Annotated in this window: 13 protein-coding genes; 8 read left to right on the top strand and 5 right to left on the bottom strand. The window is 38.5% G+C overall.

The features are described from left to right. Window positions 1-7: 7 nt before the first annotated feature. The 3 genes from B1C82_RS09170 to murB form a co-directional block, all read right to left on the bottom strand. Window positions 8-718 (bottom strand): TetR/AcrR family transcriptional regulator, encoded by a 711-nt coding sequence (locus tag B1C82_RS09170; protein WP_234008250.1) that lies wholly within the window; start codon window positions 716-718, stop codon window positions 8-10. 398 nt (window positions 719-1,116) lie between these two features. After that, complete coding sequence (locus tag B1C82_RS09165; protein ID WP_086447296.1) at window positions 1,117-1,698, bottom strand: TetR/AcrR family transcriptional regulator; 582 nt, start codon at window positions 1,696-1,698, stop codon at window positions 1,117-1,119. A 15-nt stretch (window positions 1,699-1,713) separates the two neighbouring features. After that, on the bottom strand, window positions 1,714-2,667 hold the full coding sequence (gene murB, locus B1C82_RS09160) for a UDP-N-acetylmuramate dehydrogenase (protein ID WP_086448537.1): 954 nt from the start codon (window positions 2,665-2,667) through the stop codon (window positions 1,714-1,716). Here murB and B1C82_RS09155 point away from each other — a divergent pair. Beyond that, window positions 2,660-2,905, top strand: coding sequence for a hypothetical protein (locus tag B1C82_RS09155; protein ID WP_086447295.1), 246 nt, complete (start codon window positions 2,660-2,662; stop codon window positions 2,903-2,905). The two genes, murB and B1C82_RS09155, sit on opposite strands and share 8 nt — an antisense overlap. Before the next feature lie 30 nt (window positions 2,906-2,935). On the opposite strand, the gene hflX is transcribed toward B1C82_RS09155, so the two are convergent. Then, a complete protein-coding gene (gene hflX / locus B1C82_RS09150; protein WP_324612495.1) occupies window positions 2,936-4,606 on the bottom strand; it encodes a GTPase HflX in 1,671 nt (556 codons plus the stop codon). 335 nt (window positions 4,607-4,941) lie between these two features. Between hflX and B1C82_RS09140 the strand changes: the two genes are divergently transcribed. The 7 genes from B1C82_RS09140 (at window position 4,942) to B1C82_RS09110 (ending at window position 12,851) form a co-directional block, all read left to right on the top strand. Beyond that, a complete protein-coding gene (locus tag B1C82_RS09140; RefSeq protein ID WP_234008249.1) occupies window positions 4,942-6,264 on the top strand; it encodes a HEAT repeat domain-containing protein in 1,323 nt (440 codons plus the stop codon). A gap of 153 nt (window positions 6,265-6,417) precedes the next feature. Then, on the top strand, window positions 6,418-7,197 hold the full coding sequence (locus B1C82_RS09135; RefSeq protein WP_086447292.1) for an inositol monophosphatase family protein: 780 nt from the start codon (window positions 6,418-6,420) through the stop codon (window positions 7,195-7,197). Window positions 7,198-7,212: 15 nt separating this feature from the next. Then, complete coding sequence (locus B1C82_RS09130; RefSeq protein ID WP_086447291.1) at window positions 7,213-7,914, top strand: MgtC/SapB family protein; 702 nt, start codon at window positions 7,213-7,215, stop codon at window positions 7,912-7,914. A 260-nt stretch (window positions 7,915-8,174) separates the two neighbouring features. Continuing rightward, window positions 8,175-9,098 (top strand): hypothetical protein, encoded by a 924-nt coding sequence (locus B1C82_RS09125; protein WP_086447290.1) that lies wholly within the window; start codon window positions 8,175-8,177, stop codon window positions 9,096-9,098. Beyond that, window positions 9,099-9,440: an STAS domain-containing protein gene (locus B1C82_RS09120; protein ID WP_086447289.1), complete on the top strand. Its 342-nt coding sequence runs from the start codon at window positions 9,099-9,101 to the stop codon at window positions 9,438-9,440. It abuts the gene before it with no gap. Window positions 9,441-9,448: 8 nt separating this feature from the next. Next, complete coding sequence (locus tag B1C82_RS09115; protein WP_086447288.1) at window positions 9,449-9,868, top strand: ATP-binding protein; 420 nt, start codon at window positions 9,449-9,451, stop codon at window positions 9,866-9,868. A gap of 4 nt (window positions 9,869-9,872) precedes the next feature. After that, window positions 9,873-12,851: a PP2C family protein-serine/threonine phosphatase gene (locus B1C82_RS09110; RefSeq protein ID WP_086447287.1), complete on the top strand. Its 2,979-nt coding sequence runs from the start codon at window positions 9,873-9,875 to the stop codon at window positions 12,849-12,851. A gap of 71 nt (window positions 12,852-12,922) precedes the next feature. On the opposite strand, the gene B1C82_RS09105 is transcribed toward B1C82_RS09110, so the two are convergent. Continuing rightward, window positions 12,923-18,823 (bottom strand): carboxyl transferase domain-containing protein, encoded by a 5,901-nt coding sequence (locus B1C82_RS09105; protein WP_086447286.1) that lies wholly within the window; start codon window positions 18,821-18,823, stop codon window positions 12,923-12,925. Between the last annotated feature and the right edge of the window lie 5 nt (window positions 18,824-18,828).

Raw genomic sequence — 18,828 nt, 5'->3', positions numbered from 1 at the left:
GCTAGTTTCAGTCTTTTTTTGTATGTTTTTCTTTCCTCTTGGATATTGGAGATTGTCTGACCTTGGAAAACCCTTCCCATAACATTTCTGCAGATTGTTCCATAATAGAAGGGTCTATGTTATTTTCGTGAATCCGATGATATCGCAGAATCCCAGTAAAAGATCCCAGAATAAGAGAAGGATAGAGTAACCTAAGATTTTTATCATTCTGAGCAGGCGCAAAGTATTCAGAAATCTTTTGCTTTAAGGATAGTGCCTCTTTCGTACTTTTCTCATCCAATATATAGGAAGATAGATTTCTTTCAATCATGATCAACTGGTCGAATTTACCCTGGGAAAACAATCCTAGTCCTTTCCAAAAATCGAAAAACTGTTCTTTCGGAGATAAGTTCCTAGAAATGGATCTTTCTAAGAACTCTGAAAATTCTTGGACTGAGATCCGAAATGCTTCATTGAAAAGATGATCCTTGTTCCGAAAGTGGCGGTACATTGTTCCAACTCCAACTTTTGCATGAGCAGAAATTTCGGGGATTCTTGTTTCGAAAAATCCTCTTTCTGCAAATAGCTTAAGAGCAGAACGTATAATCCTTTCTTTCGATTCATCTTGTTTCTTATGTAGTTGAGGCTCCTTGTCTGTTTCGTATACGGGATCCTGATCAGGTGTGAGCTCTGGATCCGTGGAAATATCTAGGTTTTCAATCAGTGAACTATTTTCCATTCGGGTAACCATTTTCAAATTTTATTTTTTCTTAAATTTCTTTCTGTAAAGTAAGGCCGAAAGTTCCGACTAACAATCATTATTGTCAAGAATGAAAGATCAAATTAACATAATTTATAATCTATCAGATATATTTTCCTTCGATCAGTAAAAACAAAGTTAATTCGGTTAGACCTATTTGGGAGAACTTACTATCCATCAATACCGGAATCTGAATTCAGATTCCGTAAATAATTAGAATCTAATATATAAGCATATTAGGAAGAGATGTTATTTGAGAAATGATAAATTGGGATTTTACGAATATATAATTTGGAATATTGTTTCCGCTAACGATAAGGATATAGTTTGGAATGGTTCTTGTTGATTTGGAAATAAATTTTAGAATAAATTGGCTTTTATTTTGCTAATGCTTTCCAGAGGGTTAAACCGGAAGCATGTAAAGTTTCTGCAGAAAGTTGAATATAACCACCCTTAGCCATTTTCACCATTCCTACAAAACTTCCGTAACATAATGAAACTAGTTCCATGGAACCAAGGTCAGATTTGATATCTCCTTTTGCCCTTGCTTGTTCTAAAAATGTGCAAATGAACTCCATAGTTTCGGAGGTTGCCTTTTTACTGGCTTGGTCTAGGTAGGGGGAATGATAGTGTAGTTCTAAAAATTCGAACGCTTCCGGATAACGATGGTAGAAGGTTGCAAGTGCCTTCCACAAATGAACAAATAAGTCTTTGGATTTTGCTTTTTCAGGATAATTTTCTGCGAGAGTCTCTCTTAATTTATTTTTCCAAAAACGGAATAGTTCGTTTACCAGCTCTTCTTTATTCTTATAATACCTGTATATAGTTCCTGCGCCTATCCCTGCGTCTTTCGCGAGATCCGGTATAGGAGTTCCTTCAAAGCCCTTTTCGGTGAATAACCTTAAGGCAGAGGAGAGTATTCTTTCTTTTTTATCTTCAGGATCTCGAACTACTGGCATTTGGTTTTCCTGGAATTAGGGAATGGAACCGAAGTATTCCACTTCTCTTTCTAATCTTACACCGGTTTCTTTTTCCACTTTTTCTTGGACAGTATTTACAAGTCCATACACATCAGAGGCCTTTGCTCCTCCAGTGTTTACTATAAAATTACAATGTTCTGGAGAAATTTGAGCCCCACCAATTTGTAATCCCCTTAGACCTACCTTGTCTATAAATTGCCAAGCTTTGATCTCTTTTCCTTGTTCGTCGAATACCTTCGGGTTTTTGAACATGGAACCGGCACTTTTTTTATTCTGAGGTTGAGAAGAATTTCTCTTGTCCCTTTTCTCTTTGAGCGAGGCCTCGATTTCTTCTAAGTTTCCCGTTTTTAATTTAATTCGAATAGAGAGTATAATGGAATCTTTTCTCTTTAAGAACTCAGTAGATCTGTATCCATGCTCTATTTCAGAAGGTTTTCTTTTGAGAACTTCTCCATTTCTTAAAAATTCCACTTCTTGGATAAGATCAAAAAGTTCTCCTCCATAACATCCTGCATTTTGGATAACTGCACCACCTGTCCAACCAGGGATCGTGCTTAAAAATTCGGCCCCTGTATATCCTTTCTGGGAGATCTGGCGGAAGATTGGAGTGGTATTTGTAGCAGCACCGACTTGAAAAATACCCTCTCCCAAGTCTTGGTATTCCTTGAACCCTCCAGAAAGTTTTAAGATTACGAAATCATTCGGATGATCTGAGATTAAAATATTAGTGCCGCCTCCCAGAATCTTCCAAGGCAGATCCAGTTTTTTGAATACGGAAAGAGTTTCTAGGATTTGTTCCTGGGTTTCAGGCTCGGCCATGATGGGAGAAATTCCACCGATCTTAAAAGAACAATTGGTGCTCAAATCCTGATTTTCCCGGTAAGGTAGACCGGAATTTTCTAGGGAATTCTTTAGTTCTCGGATCTGAATTTCGGAAAGAATGGCCACTTTATTCAAGTTTCTCCGTTTGGATCTAGGAGCAAGAAAAAAGTCTAAGACCCAAAAAAGGCTTATGAGAAGAACAAGTCGGTCCGAACATTCTTTTAGGGGCCGAAAGAATATGTTTTATTTGCTCTTGCAATCCGTGTATCAAGATTATATCACCGGAAGATCGGACAGGGAAACTTATATTAATTCTGTGATCTGTTTGGCATTAGACCAAGAAAAATTAGCCGGCCTGGTTTAATTGACCTTCTGTAAAACTCCAAAACCTGCGTTACACGTAGGTTTTTTCAGTTTCCTCTTCCCATTCCTTGTCATCTTCCCAGAGTTTAGAACTAGAAAGTTTTGCTTCTGCTTGAGAGTAAATTCTCTCTTCTATCCGGTTCAATAAAGTTTGTAATCCAAAACCTTGAATGGCGGAGACATAGATTGTATCCAGATCCGCTTCTCTTAGAAGTTCGTTTCTTGCTTCTTCAGGTAATCCGTCAATTTTGTTGAAAACTAGGATCCTCGGTATATCAGATAGATTCAAATCTTCTAATATAGTTTCCACGGCTTCCATCTGTTGTCTAAATTCAGGATTGGAAACATCTACCACATGGACTAAAAGATCGGAATCTCCTAACTCTTCCAGTGTTGCTTTGAATGCATTAGATAGTTCAGGAGGAAGATCATGAATAAATCCTACAGTGTCGGAGATAATGATTTCTCTTTCTTCCGGGAAACGTATCCTTCTGGATGTAGGATCTAATGTTGCGAATAATTTGTCTTCGGATAATACTGTAGAATTTGTCATCGCATTGAGTAAGGTAGATTTTCCTGCGTTTGTATAACCCACGATTCCGCAGACAGGAATTTCGTTTTTCTTACGTCTTCTTCTTGCGATCTCTCTTCGTTTTTTCAAGGACTTAAGTTCTTGCTCTAACCTGGAAATTCTTTCTTCTACTCTACGTTTTCCAATTTCGAGTTTGGTCTCTCCGGGGCCTCTTCCTCCGATTCCCCCGGTGAGCCTGGACATATTATCATCCAACTCGGAAAGTCTTCCTTTCAGATATTTTAATTGGGCAAGTTCAACTTGCAGCTTACCATCTCTGCTTGTAGCATTTCTTGCAAAAATATCCAAAATTAATTGGGTTCTATCTAAAACTTTCAGATCTGCATAATCAGAGATCTTTTTTGCCTGAGAAGGTGTGAGTTCTAGATCGAATACTAATAGTTCAACTTGCTTCTGGATAGCTTTCAGCACGATCTCTTCTAGTTTACCTTTTCCTAATACTGTAGAAGGATCTAAACGGTTTTTTCTTTGGATGAATGAATCTACTACATGAACTCCGGCTGTCCGGCAGAGTTCTTTTAATTCTTCGATAGATTGTGCAGGAGGGCGTACTCTGTTATTCTCGGGATATACCCCAACTAAAAAGGCTCTGTTTTCTTTTTGAGCACCTTTTAGATTTTTGCGGTATCTGGTCATTCTTCCTTCGATGTCCAGAATTTCGTCAAGTATACCTTCTTCCAGTTGTCCCGGTACTTTTTTCGGAAGAACAGTCCAAGGTTCTCCTTCTTCATCTTCAGGATTTACATGCGCAGAGTAATAAGACTTTGGAAGGCCTTTGTCATCCATAGTGACCGCAGTTATATAATCTAAACGTAATAAAGCTAAGTCAGTCAGATCTTCTTGGTTGAGACTTTCTTCTTTGAGATGGCTATGAACTAGTCTTAAACCTCGTAACCTTGCTTCGGATGTTCTGATCCGATCTAACCAAGGAATATCAATGGAACTATCCGATCCCACGATCACGTGAGTAACGTATCCGTTCCGATCGATTAAGATCCCGATTTGTCTGCTGATTTCTAAGGAAAGTTCTGTGAGTGTTCGTGAAACTTCGGGCGTGACGATCACGTTTTCCCGAATTCTACGCTCGGAGAGTTTTTTGAGTCTTTGGATCTGATTGGACTTAAGTCCGGAAAGGTTTCCGCTGAGCTTACTGATAAATTTGCCTCTTCTCTAAGAATTAGACGGTACCATTTCCCAAAAGGAGAGTCAAGCAGTTCCGGTCACAAAAAACGTAAGAAGCACGAATTCTATAGATATAAAGGTATAGATGGCAAATCTGTATCCTGTTCTGGAAAGAAATTATTACTTTTATGGTTTCATTACTTGCAATCGAGGATTCTGCCTTAAAAAAAGGTAAACGCCCGATAACGGATGGTCGAAAAAAAGAATAGAGGCTGGCACAAGGAAATGTTTCTTGGACCAAAGCTTGCTTTTCGATTAAAAGAATGTTTGCCCCATTGAATTTCAGATTTTTATTTCCAGGCTTATTACTGATTGCCTCCTTTGGAGTCTGGTTTTCGCCAATTTTTGCTCAAACTCCCGAAGATACCAATAATACTTCCGACGTTGGAAATAATTCTTCGGAGACTGAAGATCCTTCTCCTTCTGATGAGCAAGAAACCAATAAGAAAAAACCGAAAAAGCAGGTGCTGGATCCTGAAACCAAACGTTATAATGATCTTTTAAAAACGGGTCTTCTAAAAGTTTTTGAAGGAGAAGCAACCCATAACTACTCCAGATTAAAACATTTCGGACTGACTCATCCTATTCCAAGAGTTAGAGCCGCCGCCGCTTTGGCTTTAGGAAGATTGAAAAATCCAATCGGCGTAAAAATTTTACATCAGATGATAGATCGTGATGGGGAATGGGTGCGTCAGGCGGCATATAAAGGCCTAGCGGACATAGGTTCCAGAAGTTCATTAGATTATTTTTATGTAGGCGCTAAGTCTTCCGACAGGGAGATTAGAGTAGCTTCTTTCCGAGGTATGGGGAAAACATTAGATCCTGGAGCAAGAGAAGTTCTATTAAAAAAGGGTCTTAAATCAGACGATAAAGAAATTGTAAAGGCAACTCTTTTAGGTCTGGGATATTATCAGGTTCCAGAAGATCTTCGTATATTTATTGATTATCTAAATTCCGAAGACGAGGAATACCAAAAGGCTGCAGTTGAAGCACTGGGCCGCCATAGGACCAGGACTTCCATGAAAATTTTGGAAGATTCTTTCAAAGACAAAACGAATCTCAGAAATCAAATCCTAGATACTTTAACAGAACAAAAAAATTCATTCGCGATCTTTGCATTATTAAGAATTCTGAATGCTAATGTCGGTTCCGAAAATATAGTAAATGAGATTAGCGCACGATTGTACAAGCTGAAAGCTGTCGGAAAATATATGACCATTATTTCCGACAACACTCCTCTATTAAGAGAGCCTTATGTTGGAGCTCCTAAAATCCGTGATTTAGAAGCAGGAGAAGTTGGAAAGGTCGTAAGCAAACATTCGGTAGCGTATATAATTCCTATCGAAGGCCAGCGAATAGAAGACTTTTATTATAAGGTTTTAGTAAACACCAAATATAAGGACGCGTTTACTGAAACTGTACAAGGTTGGGTGTTTGGAAAATATATCCAAATCAGAACCATTTCCATGCCTAAGGAAGAAAAAGAAAAGAAGAAGAGACCTAAAAAGCCTTCTATCTTGGATGATATGGAAACTTCCGAGCCCGCTTCTCCGAATCCTCAAACGGAAGATCAGAATCCACAATAAAGTTTGGTCTTTTAGTTAAGGCATGGACCTAAACCAACTAACACCTCTTCTCCAATACCTTTTGAGAGTAACTCCTGCATGGCCTATGGATTTGGGATCTGGATTATAGTCTCAGGATTTATATAAAAATCCTAATGTTCTATTCTTAATTCGATGACCGATCTTTCTAAAATTTTATCCGTTTTTAAATACGCATCCAAATCTGCTGGAACTGAGATCTTAAAATTATTCGGGAAGGAATCTACGTTCGATCTGAAAGATCCTATGCAGGTTTTGACACAAGCCGACTTAGATTCCCATCGTATATTGGAAGAGATTCTCAAAAAAGAATTTCCTGGAATCCCTTTGGTGATGGAAGAGCAGAATAATCCGGAACCACTTCCTTCTACTTTTATAGTATGTGATGAATTGGACGGGACCACTTTATTTTCTAGAGGGATCAAAGATTTCAGTGTGATACTCGCTTATGTGGAAAATGGATCTCCAAAAGTGGGGTGTATTTATTTTCCTGCTTTGGATATTTCCCTTACGTCTGAAAGAGGAATTGGAACTTTTATCAATGATAGAAAGATTCTTTTGAAAAAAGGAGGAAGTTTGGATCGTTCTGTACTTTCTCTTGAAATCAATAATACTTTCCAAGATGAGGACTATCGTTGGATCGCAAATGCAGTTAAAAACACTTTGGCCACTCGTGCCTTAGCCGCGACGGGAGCAGGATTTTTAGAATTATTAGAGGGAAAAACGGATTTATTCATGAACTTAAGCGGAGCCAAGATTTGGGACTTTGCTGCTGGAGTTCTTGCATTGGAAGAAGCAGGGGGGACTGCTTTGGACAAGGAAGGCAATCCTTTGAGATGGGATAAGATTCGCATGTCTGCTTTGTTAAGTAGAGATCCGGATTTTCTAAAAGAAGTTTACCGACTGAAACCTTAGATCATTCCTTGGATTATGCAGGAATTTCTAACCATTTTGGATTCTAAAACGATCGATACCATCACGGTAAGTATTCGGGTGGCTTTAATCATTCTCTTTGCTGGAGCAGTAGGCTGGAATAGAGAAGGCAAAAATCATGGGGCCGGTTTTAGGACCCATATTCTGATCGGCCTTGCCTCTACAGTTTTGATGTTATTATCTATTTTTATTCCGGAATTTTATTCAGTAGTGGGAGGAGATCCTTCTAGGATTGCGGCTCAAGTGGTTTCAGGGGTTGGATTTTTATGCGCGGGTGCGATCATGAAGTTCGGACTAACTGTGAAAGGATTAAATACTGCCGCTTCTATCTGGATTGTGTCTGCGATCGGTTTACTTGTTGGTGCCGGTTTATACTATGCAGCATTTTTGACTACTATTGCTACATTGATCATTCTCGTCCTATTCGATCTAGTCGAAGAAAGGTATTTTGGGAAATACGAATATAAGGTTTTGATCTTGGACCTAAAGCAGAAAAAATTCCACCGAAAAGGGTTTAAAGAGTTATTATTGAGAAATAAGTTAAGATTGGTTTCAGAATCGTTTATGCAGGATTATCAAGCGAAAAATGCTCAGATCAAACTGACGATTGCGATGCCTAGAGATTTTGATATTCTAAAAATTGTAGATGAATTTAGAAATCTTGCAGATGTTATTAAGATTAGTATTGAATCGACTTAAGGTCAGATAATTCGAAAGCGGATTGGTCTAAGAAATTAAGAAATCTCCAAATATCTTCCGATCATAAGCGCAGTTTCTTCTAGGATTTTATCATCCGGAGGGGCAGAGCCCAGTCCGAGCGAAGAGAGGAGTCGCCTAAAAACCTAATATTACAATTCTGAAATCCATTTTATGTCCTATATAACTTACGGGATTCTATTCGAATTTCGGAATTTGCTATGCTTTTTTGATAGCTTATAAAATGATTCTGACCTGGGAATATGGCCGAAAAAAGAACATCGATCCCTTCGGATCTCGCACAGGAACTTGTAAAAATCATCCGACTTCTTGCCATGTCCGGCAAAAAGAATTTTAAAAAATATCTATACGATCCTTTTATCTACGCGGGATGGGAAAAGGAAAAATCCCATTCTGCACTTGCGGCAAGCAAGATGATAGATAAAATCCAAGAGGATTCCAATAATCCTTCCTATTCACATACTATTCCTCACCAATGTAAACGTTTGATTTCTCAGGCGATTATAGAAAGTCTTTCCGCTTTAGGTGACTCTTGTATTTTCTTTTTGGAAAAGATCCAAGAGTCAGGGAGTATCTCTGTTTCTCCAGAAGCCTTAGAATTTATTGCTGTATTAGAAAAACCTTTAAAAGAATTCGAGAAAGTAACCAGCAGTAATAACGAAAAACTATTTGAAGACTCCATTAAGAATTTTTCGAAAGAAGAATTAAAATCCGCCTTTGAGCCAGTAAAATTGGATGGGACCAGGCAGAAGGTTTATTTGGATACAGAGGTCCATACTTTGTATCAGCAAATCCTTTCCGCCGCAAAGGTCAATAATCTAGTTCGTTGTAAAAAACTACTTTCCAGATATATAATTAACTACAGCGACTCGGAGACATATAGCGAACAAGAGGTGGAGAATCTTTTGGACGCATTAGGAAAACGTGAAGCCGGATTTAAAGAAACTTTAAGAGATTCTATGGCTATCGAACTTTACTTTTCCATAACAAAGGGTATATTAGAAGGAAATGCTAAGAAGGCAATCCAAGGTATTCGAAAATACGCTCATATTTTCGAAGGTGACCCCAATACAAAATATTACTATGAGATAGACTCCTTAGAAAGAAAATTATATGGAATCATCCAAGCGAAGGATTTAATGAAAGAATTAAGGAAGGGCGTATAAATGGCGAACCTCACATTTAATGAAAAAGTAGACGGAAGCAAATTGATCCTAACAGTCGCAGGTGAGATTGATGCTAAGACTGCTCCAGATTTGAAAATTAAATTGGAAGCAGCAGTAGGGAACGGGATCAAAACGATTATTTGCGATTGTTCCGCTCTTACTTACATTGCGTCTGCAGGGATAGGCGTATTGAACTCTATCCAAAAATTCCTGAAGGAAAAATCGGGAGAAATAGTTTTCTGCAGCCTTAAAAAAGAAGTAAAAGATACGATGGAATTAATGTATTTCACTAAAAAAGTGAGAGTATTTCCTTCTTTAAATGATGCGTTAGGCGGAGTCTAAATCCTTTCATGGATTTCTCTCCGGAAAAAATCCTATATTACTCCGTTGATCTGGACGAACTTTCTAAAATTCGTGGAGAGGTCCGCGAATTTCTAGGAGAGGAATGTTCAGATATAGTCAAAGGCAGGATAGTATTCTGCCTGGATGAAGCTATGACTAACGTAATAGAGCATGGATTTGCTGAACCGGATACTTCTAAAATTGAATTAAGAATGAAAAAAAATAAAGGAAGCTGGAAGTTTTCTATCCTGGACCAAGGCATTCCTTTCGATCCCACCAAAGAAAAAAGCGAAACCTGGAAGGAATTATACGATAGCGGGGCTGATGGAGGTTTTGGATTACGTTCCATTAAAAAGATAATGGTCGTACGTTACCAGCGCCTAAAGAACCCCCCACGCAACAAACTCACTCTGATCCATACGAGATAATAAGATGACTAAAAACAAATTCCTGAGAGCGGTTCTTCCCGGAATTCGGGCAAAACTATCCTTTTTCACAGCCGCATTGGTAATCTCCATACTAGGTTTCACTTCTATAATCCATTATTCACAACAGACAAAAGCTTTAGAAGAGAAACTTGAATCTGAATTAAAAGCTCCTTTGGAATACGTGAATTCAGTTGTTTTGGATCTGGAAAACTTAAGTAGAAGTATGATCTTGATCGAAGAGTTCAAAGTTCGTGTGAAGGAAAAGAAAAAACAGCTCAGCAAATTCAAAAGGACAGTTGTTCAGAAGGAAGGCGGATTTTTCGGAGCATTAAAATCATTTGGTCAATCTATCGGTCTTAACGTTAAAAGAGGAAATGTTTATAAATCTGTAGATACTTATTTTACAAAATATCTTTCCGAAAAAGAGATCCAAGAATTTGAATCAAAAGTTCGTAACGAATTAAGAAAAGAGAATGGAGCTCCAATTGACGCTCCAGTTTATGAAAGGATTAGATCTATCGCAGAGAAGACAGCACTTGCTCGTATCAGTGCAGAAACTTCTAAGATTAGAGTCGAAGAGATTACTGAAGAGCTTAAGTTTTTGGAGACTGAGTTAGCCAAACCTGATCTGGACGCTAAGAATAAAAAGACTTATCTCACAGATAAGGATAAATTGGAGAAAGAGCGAAAATCTGCTGAAAAAGCCATTCCGGATGGAGAGAAAAAGGCGGCATCTGGAGAGACATCGTTAACAAAGGCGCTTCAAAATTTCTTTAGAGGTTCCTTTAAGGATAGAATTTCATCTTTAGGACTTCTTCCTGATAAAATTAGAATTTTAGCATATGATAGAGTTGGAAAAGAAACCTTAGATACAGGTTTGCTCTTTTCACAAAGTTCGGAGACTGGGAAAAAATTATTAGCACAAGCAGACTTTATTGAAAGTCGAAAAGGCCTTTTTGGAGATACGGATGTTTTGGAAGTAATCCAAAATAAATCAGAACCTGAAAGTTACGAGGTGGGTGGAAGGCAATACGAAGTTGTATACCGTCCTGTTTTTAGAAACCCAAGTACTGCAGAAAGATCCAGGTCTATGGCTGAGGAGATCGTGGAGAATCCTAAAGATTGGGCAAAGTATCTGGAGGAAGATAGAAAAATTTCCGTGGAAATCGCAGAGATTTCACAAAGATTGAAAACTAGAATGTCGGAACTCCGTAAGGACGGAAAGGCCAAACCTTCTTCTGATAAAGAATTCAAAAATCTGGCTCTTGCTTATAGACAGATGCTCAAAAAAAGAGATACTAAGTTAGAGCAATTACAGCCTTACAGTTCTGTATTTGAGAAGAATGAAAAAAAATGGAATGATGATCATAAATCTTTAAAAGACAAGATTGCAAGCACTTCCAAAGAAATTTTGGAATGGGAGAAGATGTTAAAATTCCCTACGAAAGAAGGAGAGAATAAAACTTCTCCGGAAGAAATCCAGGAGAAGATCAGAGTCTTAGAATCTCAGGAAGAAGAATATAAGGATTCTTTAATTCGCTTGGAATCCACTAAAGGCGACTGGGGGAACTCCTACGAGCGTAAGGCAGAAGATGCATTTTTCGGTTTAAGAGAAGCTGCACTCGAAGACTTTACTTTTATCCCTTTTAAAACGGGGCCGGCTGGTATCAGAAGATATTATAAAGACGAAAATGAAAGAAAGTCTGTTAAGATCAAATGGAGACTTTTGAGAGAATGGATCCTTTCCGGAAATTCAGAAACGGAACTTCCTAAAACTCCTAAGGGAATCGCCTGGGATTCAGGGATTCTAGTTCGAAGCAGAAGCGAAGCGGAAGAGGTAATGTGGACTTTGGATTCTACTCCTCTTGTGGCTCCGGGAGAAGAGGAAGGAAAAGGATTGGTTTATGACCTTCTCCGGAAAGACTTATTGGGATATAATATTATTCTAATAGATAGGACAGAAGGTGTCCGCCAAATGAAATCCAACCGCGAAGAGATGATCCGATACACCGGGATTATTGGGACCATTGCTATTCTTTTGGCTTATGGTTTAGCTTGGTTTGTGGTTCGACGGATCAGAGTTATTAGTAAAAATGCTGAATCGATTGGGGAAGGTAACCTGAATGTGGAGTTTCCTCCTTCGGGCTACGATGAGATTGGAATCTTAAGTGAATCTCTAAATGACATGGTCCACGGATTAAAAGAAAGAGAAGAAATGAAAGGAGAACTTCTTGCAGCTGAAGAGATCCAGAAGCGCCTTCTTCCAGAAAAACTTCCTTCTAGTTTGAATGACTATGTGGAATTCGGTGCGTTCTACAAGGCGATGACAGGAGTAGGTGGGGACTATTACGATTTTATTGAATTAGGTGGAGGAAAGATTGCGATCTGTATCGGTGATGTTTCCAATCACGGTGTAGGTCCTGCGATTGTGATGGCTCTTTTTAGGGCTCAAATCCGCGCAATTCTTCGTAAAGGAGAAAGAGATCTGAAGAGGATTTTACTAGAAGCGAATGGTTATCTATATGAAGATACTCCGGATCATATTTTTATTACATTCTTCTTAGCGATCTTCGATTCTAATACTTCTAGATTGGAATATATTTCTGCGGGTCATATGAAACCTTTGTTCTTTGACGCTTCCGATGGAAAGATCAAAGAACTTCCTGCAGGCGGTTTGCCGATAGGTATGGATGAAAATTCGTTCTTTGAAACTACGATAGAAAAAAGAGCATTAACTTTGGATTCCGGAGATATTTTCTTCGAGTATACGGACGGTTTGGATGAGGCGAGAAGTCCTAACTCTGATATGTATACCAGAGAAAGACTCGCGAAACTTCTACACGCAAACGGAGAAAAACGTCCTGAAGAATTGATCAAGACTATCGTTACGGATGTGGAATCTCACACTCAGCAGGATTTGAGTGCGACAGGATTCTCTAAACTTTCTGACGATATTGCGATGATTGCGATTCGAAAGAGATAGAGATTCCCGTTAAGCTGAAGCTTTTAGTTGGCTCCGTTTGTAGGATTCACTACAAACGGAATTCTTTCAGTCTAAGGAAGGATCAAATCTTTCCAATCTTCTCCATTGGTAGAAAGATTTCGATATACTTCACCATTGGAGAATTTATTCCTATTTTTTTTCCAGCTGGAAAGTTTGAGATCTGCCTCTTCTAAACCTGTTTTGAGGACTTCTCTCAATTCTGAAAGAGATCCGAAGGTTCCGTCTAAAACTCCAGTGTTCTTTGCATCAAAATCAGCTCTGGACTTTTTAGTAAAAGATTCGAAAAATTCTTTTTGAATAGATTCAATTTCTTTGATATTTCCTTCTTTTCTGAGGGCAGAAACTTTTGCTCCTTGGAATAGATCGAATGCGGAATTTCCTCCCATTACAGCTAAGGTTGCTTCTGCTAAGGAATAATATGCGATCCCAGGTCTTAAAAATCCGCTGAACGCATGGATCTGTCTTCCTCCGTAATTCTGTCTTAATACAATAGAAACTACTGGAATATCAGAAAGAATATTTACATCCAACGATTCTCCACCGATTTGTTGTATCCTTGCTCTTTCTTGTTTTGTGCCTGGAACGAAACCTGGAGCATCAGAAATCATTAATAAAGGTAAGGAATGTTTATTTGCAAATTCAGTAAATACTCTGAATTTTTCAGTGCCTGGAGCATCGGGAGAGCCACCACCTTTAGGTTGATCTGCGATGATTGCAACTGTTCTTCCTTGTATTCTTCCAAGCCCAGTGATCAAACTTGAACCAGGGTCCCATTCTCCGAATTCTAAGAAAGTATCCTCATCCAAAATTTTCTGAACGATCTCTTCTTTCATATCGTAAGATACAGTGATTTCGATAGGAAGTTTAATTTCAGCTTTGTTTGGAGAGAAATTTTCGGTCCTTCTATGATTCAACAAATGAAAGAATTTTTTAATAATTTTATAAGCTTCAGATTCATTTTTTGCAGTGAACGTAGCCCATCTTTTTTTATTAGAAAATTCTTTATGGGTAGAAGCTTTACTTTTTTCATTCGGTTCTAAAAGCAGCCATACATCTGCACTTGAAGTGAGTTCTGAGACTCTAAGACCTTCCGGATTCTTTACAAAATGTAAGCAGGCACCTTTAAAGTTCTGTAATGATTTCTGGAAATCTCTTCTTGGTCTTAATGAATCATAATCATCTAAATGAGAGCTTCTGAACCATTTGCTTCCGTAGACCAGAAGTAAGCTTGCCCCTGTTTTTTCTGCGATCCGAACGGACTCTTTCGCTTTAATTATACACGGGAGAGAATGAAATCCATCGTTCGTTCTGGGCCCCATAGAAAGAACTGAGGATTGTCCCAATCGAATGAATCCTGAAACTAAAGATCCGGAACCTGAATAGTTTTCTTTGATTGGTAAGATAAATCCGCTTTCAGAATGGTGAATGAGCTCGTTCTCATCTAAAACATTCCAATTTTCTGATGAGAATCGTTGGCTCCTTTCTTTTGAAAGAAGTTTACATCCTAATAGAGAATCCTGGATCCTCCTGACGATCCAAATGAGTTGGATCTTATCGTTGGCTACAAAATCAACGGTACCCGTTGCCTGGCCCATAATTTTAGCACCGCCAATCTCGTAATTGGTGAACTTTTCACCAGTCACTGATTCGATTACTGATGAGCCTGTTAGAACTCGATAAGACTCATCTTCATTCAAAAGTACTTGTAAAGATGCTTGAGAAGAACCGTAAACATCCAATCCGGTAGAAGAGCCTGTGCCGACCGCGACAGTAAAACAACGATTGGGCTTGTCTTCTGCGTTGTATTTTCTGAATTCTGATCCGTATTTATTTTCGGTTTCTGAGCATACTTCTTTTAGGATAGGATCTGAATGTGATTCGATTGCTGCTCTAAATTCTGATGCTTGGGTGCCTGCACTTAAAAGCGAATTCATAAAAAACCCTTCTGCGGCTCTGTTTAATGAAACCATTCCTTCTTTAATATTCGCTCCGGCTCCGTCGTTCCAGACATACAAAGGAAGATCTTTACGATAAGCATAGTATGCGGCGGCTATATATTTTCTTCCTTCTATATCTCCTGTAGCTCCTCCCGCTACTCTGGAATCTTTAAAAAAACATAATGCAGGTTTTCCGCCGATCTTTCCTTCGAATATTTTTGCTCCAGGATTATAGACCTCATCTTTACCTGTTTTGGGATTTTTTCTAAGAAGACCGTCTATTCCCGGGACCGTGATCTCTTTTGCGGAAGCTGTATCAAATACTTCTGAAACCCAACATTCTAAAGGCCATTTTCCTTTTTGAAAAACTGATAGATCTTTTGGATCTGTTCCAGTGCAATATGGGAATCTCGGATCGTTAGGATGGGCAATGTCCATTCTTAACTTTCCATCCTTAAAGAAGAAGGAAAGAGTGACTGTCTTTTCCGTGTTTTCGGGAAGAAAGTCCATTGTGAATTGGCTATACAATCCATGTAAAAAGAATCGCAGAACCGATCCCGCAGATTCCATTATATTATTATAATTGAATACATCTTCTTGATTGGAGCCAGGATCGAATTTTACCTTAAATCCTGAAACAAGTACTTCTAACCTAAAAATATCTAGTTTTTTGAATATTTGTGAGCCTTGTAATATGCAAGCTCCAATTTTCGCGGTAGTCTCCAAATCGAACCTTGAGGTTTCACTTTCAGGTTTAGCACTTAGAGTGGAGAAGAGCACATATTGTTTTTCTTTTCCGGTGTCTAAGAAATACAAAAAATGCCCCGGGGTAGGAGAGAATAATCTTTTGATACTTCCTTGAGTTTGCCAATATTCCAGTTTCTTTCTTATTTGTGAAGTGAGAGACTCATCAAAGTTTTCTGGGAGCAACGGTAAGTCTTCTGAAAATGATCTTTTGAATTTTTCTTCCAAAATTTCAGATCTTTCTTCCGAGACAGAAGACCAAGGTGATTTCAAAAAGCGTACATAATCGAATACATGCGTTCTTGAAATTGTTGCATCCCCTCCTTTAAATTTTTGGGGACGATTTCCTCTGGAGTTTAATATTCGTCTGACTGTTTTTTCGAGAGAACTTTCCTTCTCTCTTTCTTCTAGATACAAGACCCCGTTCAATGCAAGATCTATGGAAGGAGTAGGAGGAGCGTAGATAGAAAGTACTTCCAAAAGTTTGGCAATAAGCTCTTTTCCTTCTCTAAGGTTTGCATAAGCTTTTACTAAAAATATAAATACATCTTTTTGACTCTTGGTTCTACGGAGAGAGTTCCAAGGTTTTATTCCATAATAATGAAATGCATTCGATAAAAGTTTTTTCGTGGTTTTAGGCGGGTTGTATCCTTCTGTATCCCATTCAGAAAGTGCTCTTTGAATTTCTCCATAATGAGAAAATTTTGTTCCAGGATCTGAGGAGAATATTCTTCGCACGAGTACGTGGAATTTCAAAATTTCTATATAGAAGTTTGCCCATTGACGATTTTCAGAATCCGAAAGTTTGGCGAACTCGAAATTAGAAAGTATTGAATCTATCTTTTCTATTGCATCTTGTTCTCTAAAAGTTCCTAATATCCAGGACTTCAATAGGGTTCTCAGATCGGACCCAAATGTTTTTTGATTGAGCGGAAGTTCCAATTCTGTATCCGTCTCGATAGAAGGCCAGATCTCCCAAATGGAGCCTCTTGACGCATTATGGTTTTCTAATTCTTTTTTTATTTCGGAGATTTGTTCTGTTTCTATCTTCGCTAGAATTTCTCCTTCACTTAAACCTTTCCCCAGAACCATTCCGGAAGCAGTCATTCCTCTAACTAATTTGCTCCTATCTCCGTGTTCTAATAGGTATCCCAATTTTCCGCCAACAGGTGCTGCAAGAACCGTCTCCATTTTCATTGCGGAAATGACTAATATTGGATCTCCTTCTTGGATGATTTCTCCTTCTTTCCATGTCTCATTTGTTTGAGGATTATTACAGATCTTTACGAATGTTCCTTGGAAAGGAGAACGTAATATACCTTCGTTGGATGTATTATTCTTTTTATCTTTGGATAGAATCGAAAATCGGACATATCTGAGTTTTCCTTGTTGATCAGGAAATCTTACTAAGTGAAAAGAAGGTCTACGATCCACTCTGACAGGAATTGTTCTTCCTTCAAATTCTATTAAATATTCTTCTCCTAATTCTCCTCGGACGGAAACTCCGATAGTTCCGAAATCTTTTCCATTTACCAAAATTCTGTAGTTAGAAATAGAAGTGCGGAATAGACGAGTCTTATAGGTTTTTGTTTCCGTTTTCAATTCAAATTCATAAAGAGAATATTCAGATTCTTGAGAATGAAGTAGCTTCGGAAGATCTCTATCCCTAAAAGATCTTTTCAGATCATTTTCTGTTATAAAAACTGATTCAGCGAGTGAGCAGATAATTGCCCCTTCTTCTTCCGATTCTTTTTCTACTTTTGTGAGATCTTCATTATTAGATAAAATTAAATTATCATATTCTCCTGAACGAAATAGATCGTGTCTTATGAGTTTGATCAATTGTTCAATATTTGTGGTGATACCTCTGATATACAGATCGGAAAGTGCTCTTTCCATTCTAAGTAGAGCTTCTTCTCTGGTTGTTCCTGTAGTGATCAGTTTTCCGATCATTGGATCGTAATCACCTAGAACTCTATCGCCTTTTCTGAATCCGAAATCGCAACGTACTCCGTTGAATGTAGGTAGCTCTAGATCTTTTATTTTTCCTGGAGAAGGAGAATAGTTTTGAAATGGATCTTCTGCGTAGATCCTGCATTGGATGGAATGATTTCTATCGGAGAATCTTCTTCTGATTACTGAGTCGTAAGGAATCTCTTGTTCTCTTCCGTCGAAGAACAAAATTTGCCATTTGGCCAAATCGATCCCGAGGGATTGATCAGTTACAGGATATTCTACCTGCAATCTGGTATTCATTTCTAAAAATCCAAAATTACCGGTTTCACAATCTAGTAGGAATTCCACAGTACCTGCGGCGCATCCTTCTGAGTACCCGGAGATATGAGCTATTTTTTCAGCAGAAGATAATAATTGTAATAAGGTTCTATCGTCTAAGAAAGTTTCTCCACTTTCTTCCACGACTTTTTGATTTCTTCTTTGTACTGCGCATTTTCGGATTCCAACTGCAGTGGAGTTGAAAATTTGAACTTCAAAGTGAGCAGGTCTTTCTACATATTTTTCAAAGAAGAAGGTCCCGTTTCCATAAGATTGAAGTCCGATCCGAACAGCACTTTCTATTGCCGGAAGAAGCTCTTTGGAATTTCGCACGATGACCATTCCTTTTCCGCCGCCACCGCTATCCAGCTTGATCATGATTGGATAGCCGATTCTCTCTGCTTCTTTAATTGCGATTTCTTCGCCACCTGTGATTGGTCCGCTTCCTAATAGAAGTGGGATCCCGTTTTCCAACGCTAATTTCCTCGCATCCAGCTTGTTCCCAACTTTTCTCATCACGGATGCTTTTGGCCCCATGAATATTATATTCTTATTATATATGAGGGAAGCTTCTTCTAAAGATTCTACGAATTTGAAGTCTTCTGACAAAAATCCATATCCAGGATATACTGCATTTGCGTCGGAAAGTAGGGCGGCTGCTATAATTGTCTGAGAATTTGTATATTTTTCAGAACTTCCTATATATATGATCTCGTCTGCGGATTCATACCAGGATTGTTCTCTGTCTGGGTCTGTTACTACTGCAACGGAACGGATACCTTCTTCTCTTAATGCTAAAAAGAATCTTTTCGCGATTTCTCCTCTATTCGCGATCAGTACTTTTTTTAAGATTCCTTTTCTTTCTGGTAAGCTTTCTTTCTTTTCGGAACGGCCTGGGTTTAAGGTTTTTAATTCTCTTATTACGGAATCTATTTCAGGAATACTTAATATTCCTTGGGTAAATGAATCTGGCTCTGGTTTTCTTGTGGGTATCATTCGCT

Origin of the sequence: Leptospira venezuelensis (genome assembly GCF_002150035.1) — a bacterium.
GTDB classification, from domain to species: domain Bacteria; phylum Spirochaetota; class Leptospiria; order Leptospirales; family Leptospiraceae; genus Leptospira_B; species Leptospira_B venezuelensis.
Note: the sequence above shows the minus strand (reverse complement) of the source record. Positions and strands in the feature narration are given on the sequence as shown.

Coding starts and splice junctions, on each gene's coding strand:
- B1C82_RS09170 (WP_234008250.1), bottom strand. CDS start 718: ATGGAAAATAGTTCACTGATTGAAAACCTAGATATTTCCACGGATCCA.
- B1C82_RS09110 (WP_086447287.1), top strand. CDS start 9,873: ATGACTAAAAACAAATTCCTGAGAGCGGTTCTTCCCGGAATTCGGGCA.
- B1C82_RS09165 (WP_086447296.1), bottom strand. CDS start 1,698: ATGCCAGTAGTTCGAGATCCTGAAGATAAAAAAGAAAGAATACTCTCC.
- B1C82_RS09105 (WP_086447286.1), bottom strand. CDS start 18,823: ATGATACCCACAAGAAAACCAGAGCCAGATTCATTTACCCAAGGAATA.
- B1C82_RS09135 (WP_086447292.1), top strand. CDS start 6,418: ATGACCGATCTTTCTAAAATTTTATCCGTTTTTAAATACGCATCCAAA.
- B1C82_RS09130 (WP_086447291.1), top strand. CDS start 7,213: ATGCAGGAATTTCTAACCATTTTGGATTCTAAAACGATCGATACCATC.
- B1C82_RS09125 (WP_086447290.1), top strand. CDS start 8,175: ATGGCCGAAAAAAGAACATCGATCCCTTCGGATCTCGCACAGGAACTT.
- B1C82_RS09120 (WP_086447289.1), top strand. CDS start 9,099: ATGGCGAACCTCACATTTAATGAAAAAGTAGACGGAAGCAAATTGATC.
- B1C82_RS09115 (WP_086447288.1), top strand. CDS start 9,449: ATGGATTTCTCTCCGGAAAAAATCCTATATTACTCCGTTGATCTGGAC.
- B1C82_RS09140 (WP_234008249.1), top strand. CDS start 4,942: ATGTTTGCCCCATTGAATTTCAGATTTTTATTTCCAGGCTTATTACTG.
- B1C82_RS09155 (WP_086447295.1), top strand. CDS start 2,660: ATGGCCACTTTATTCAAGTTTCTCCGTTTGGATCTAGGAGCAAGAAAA.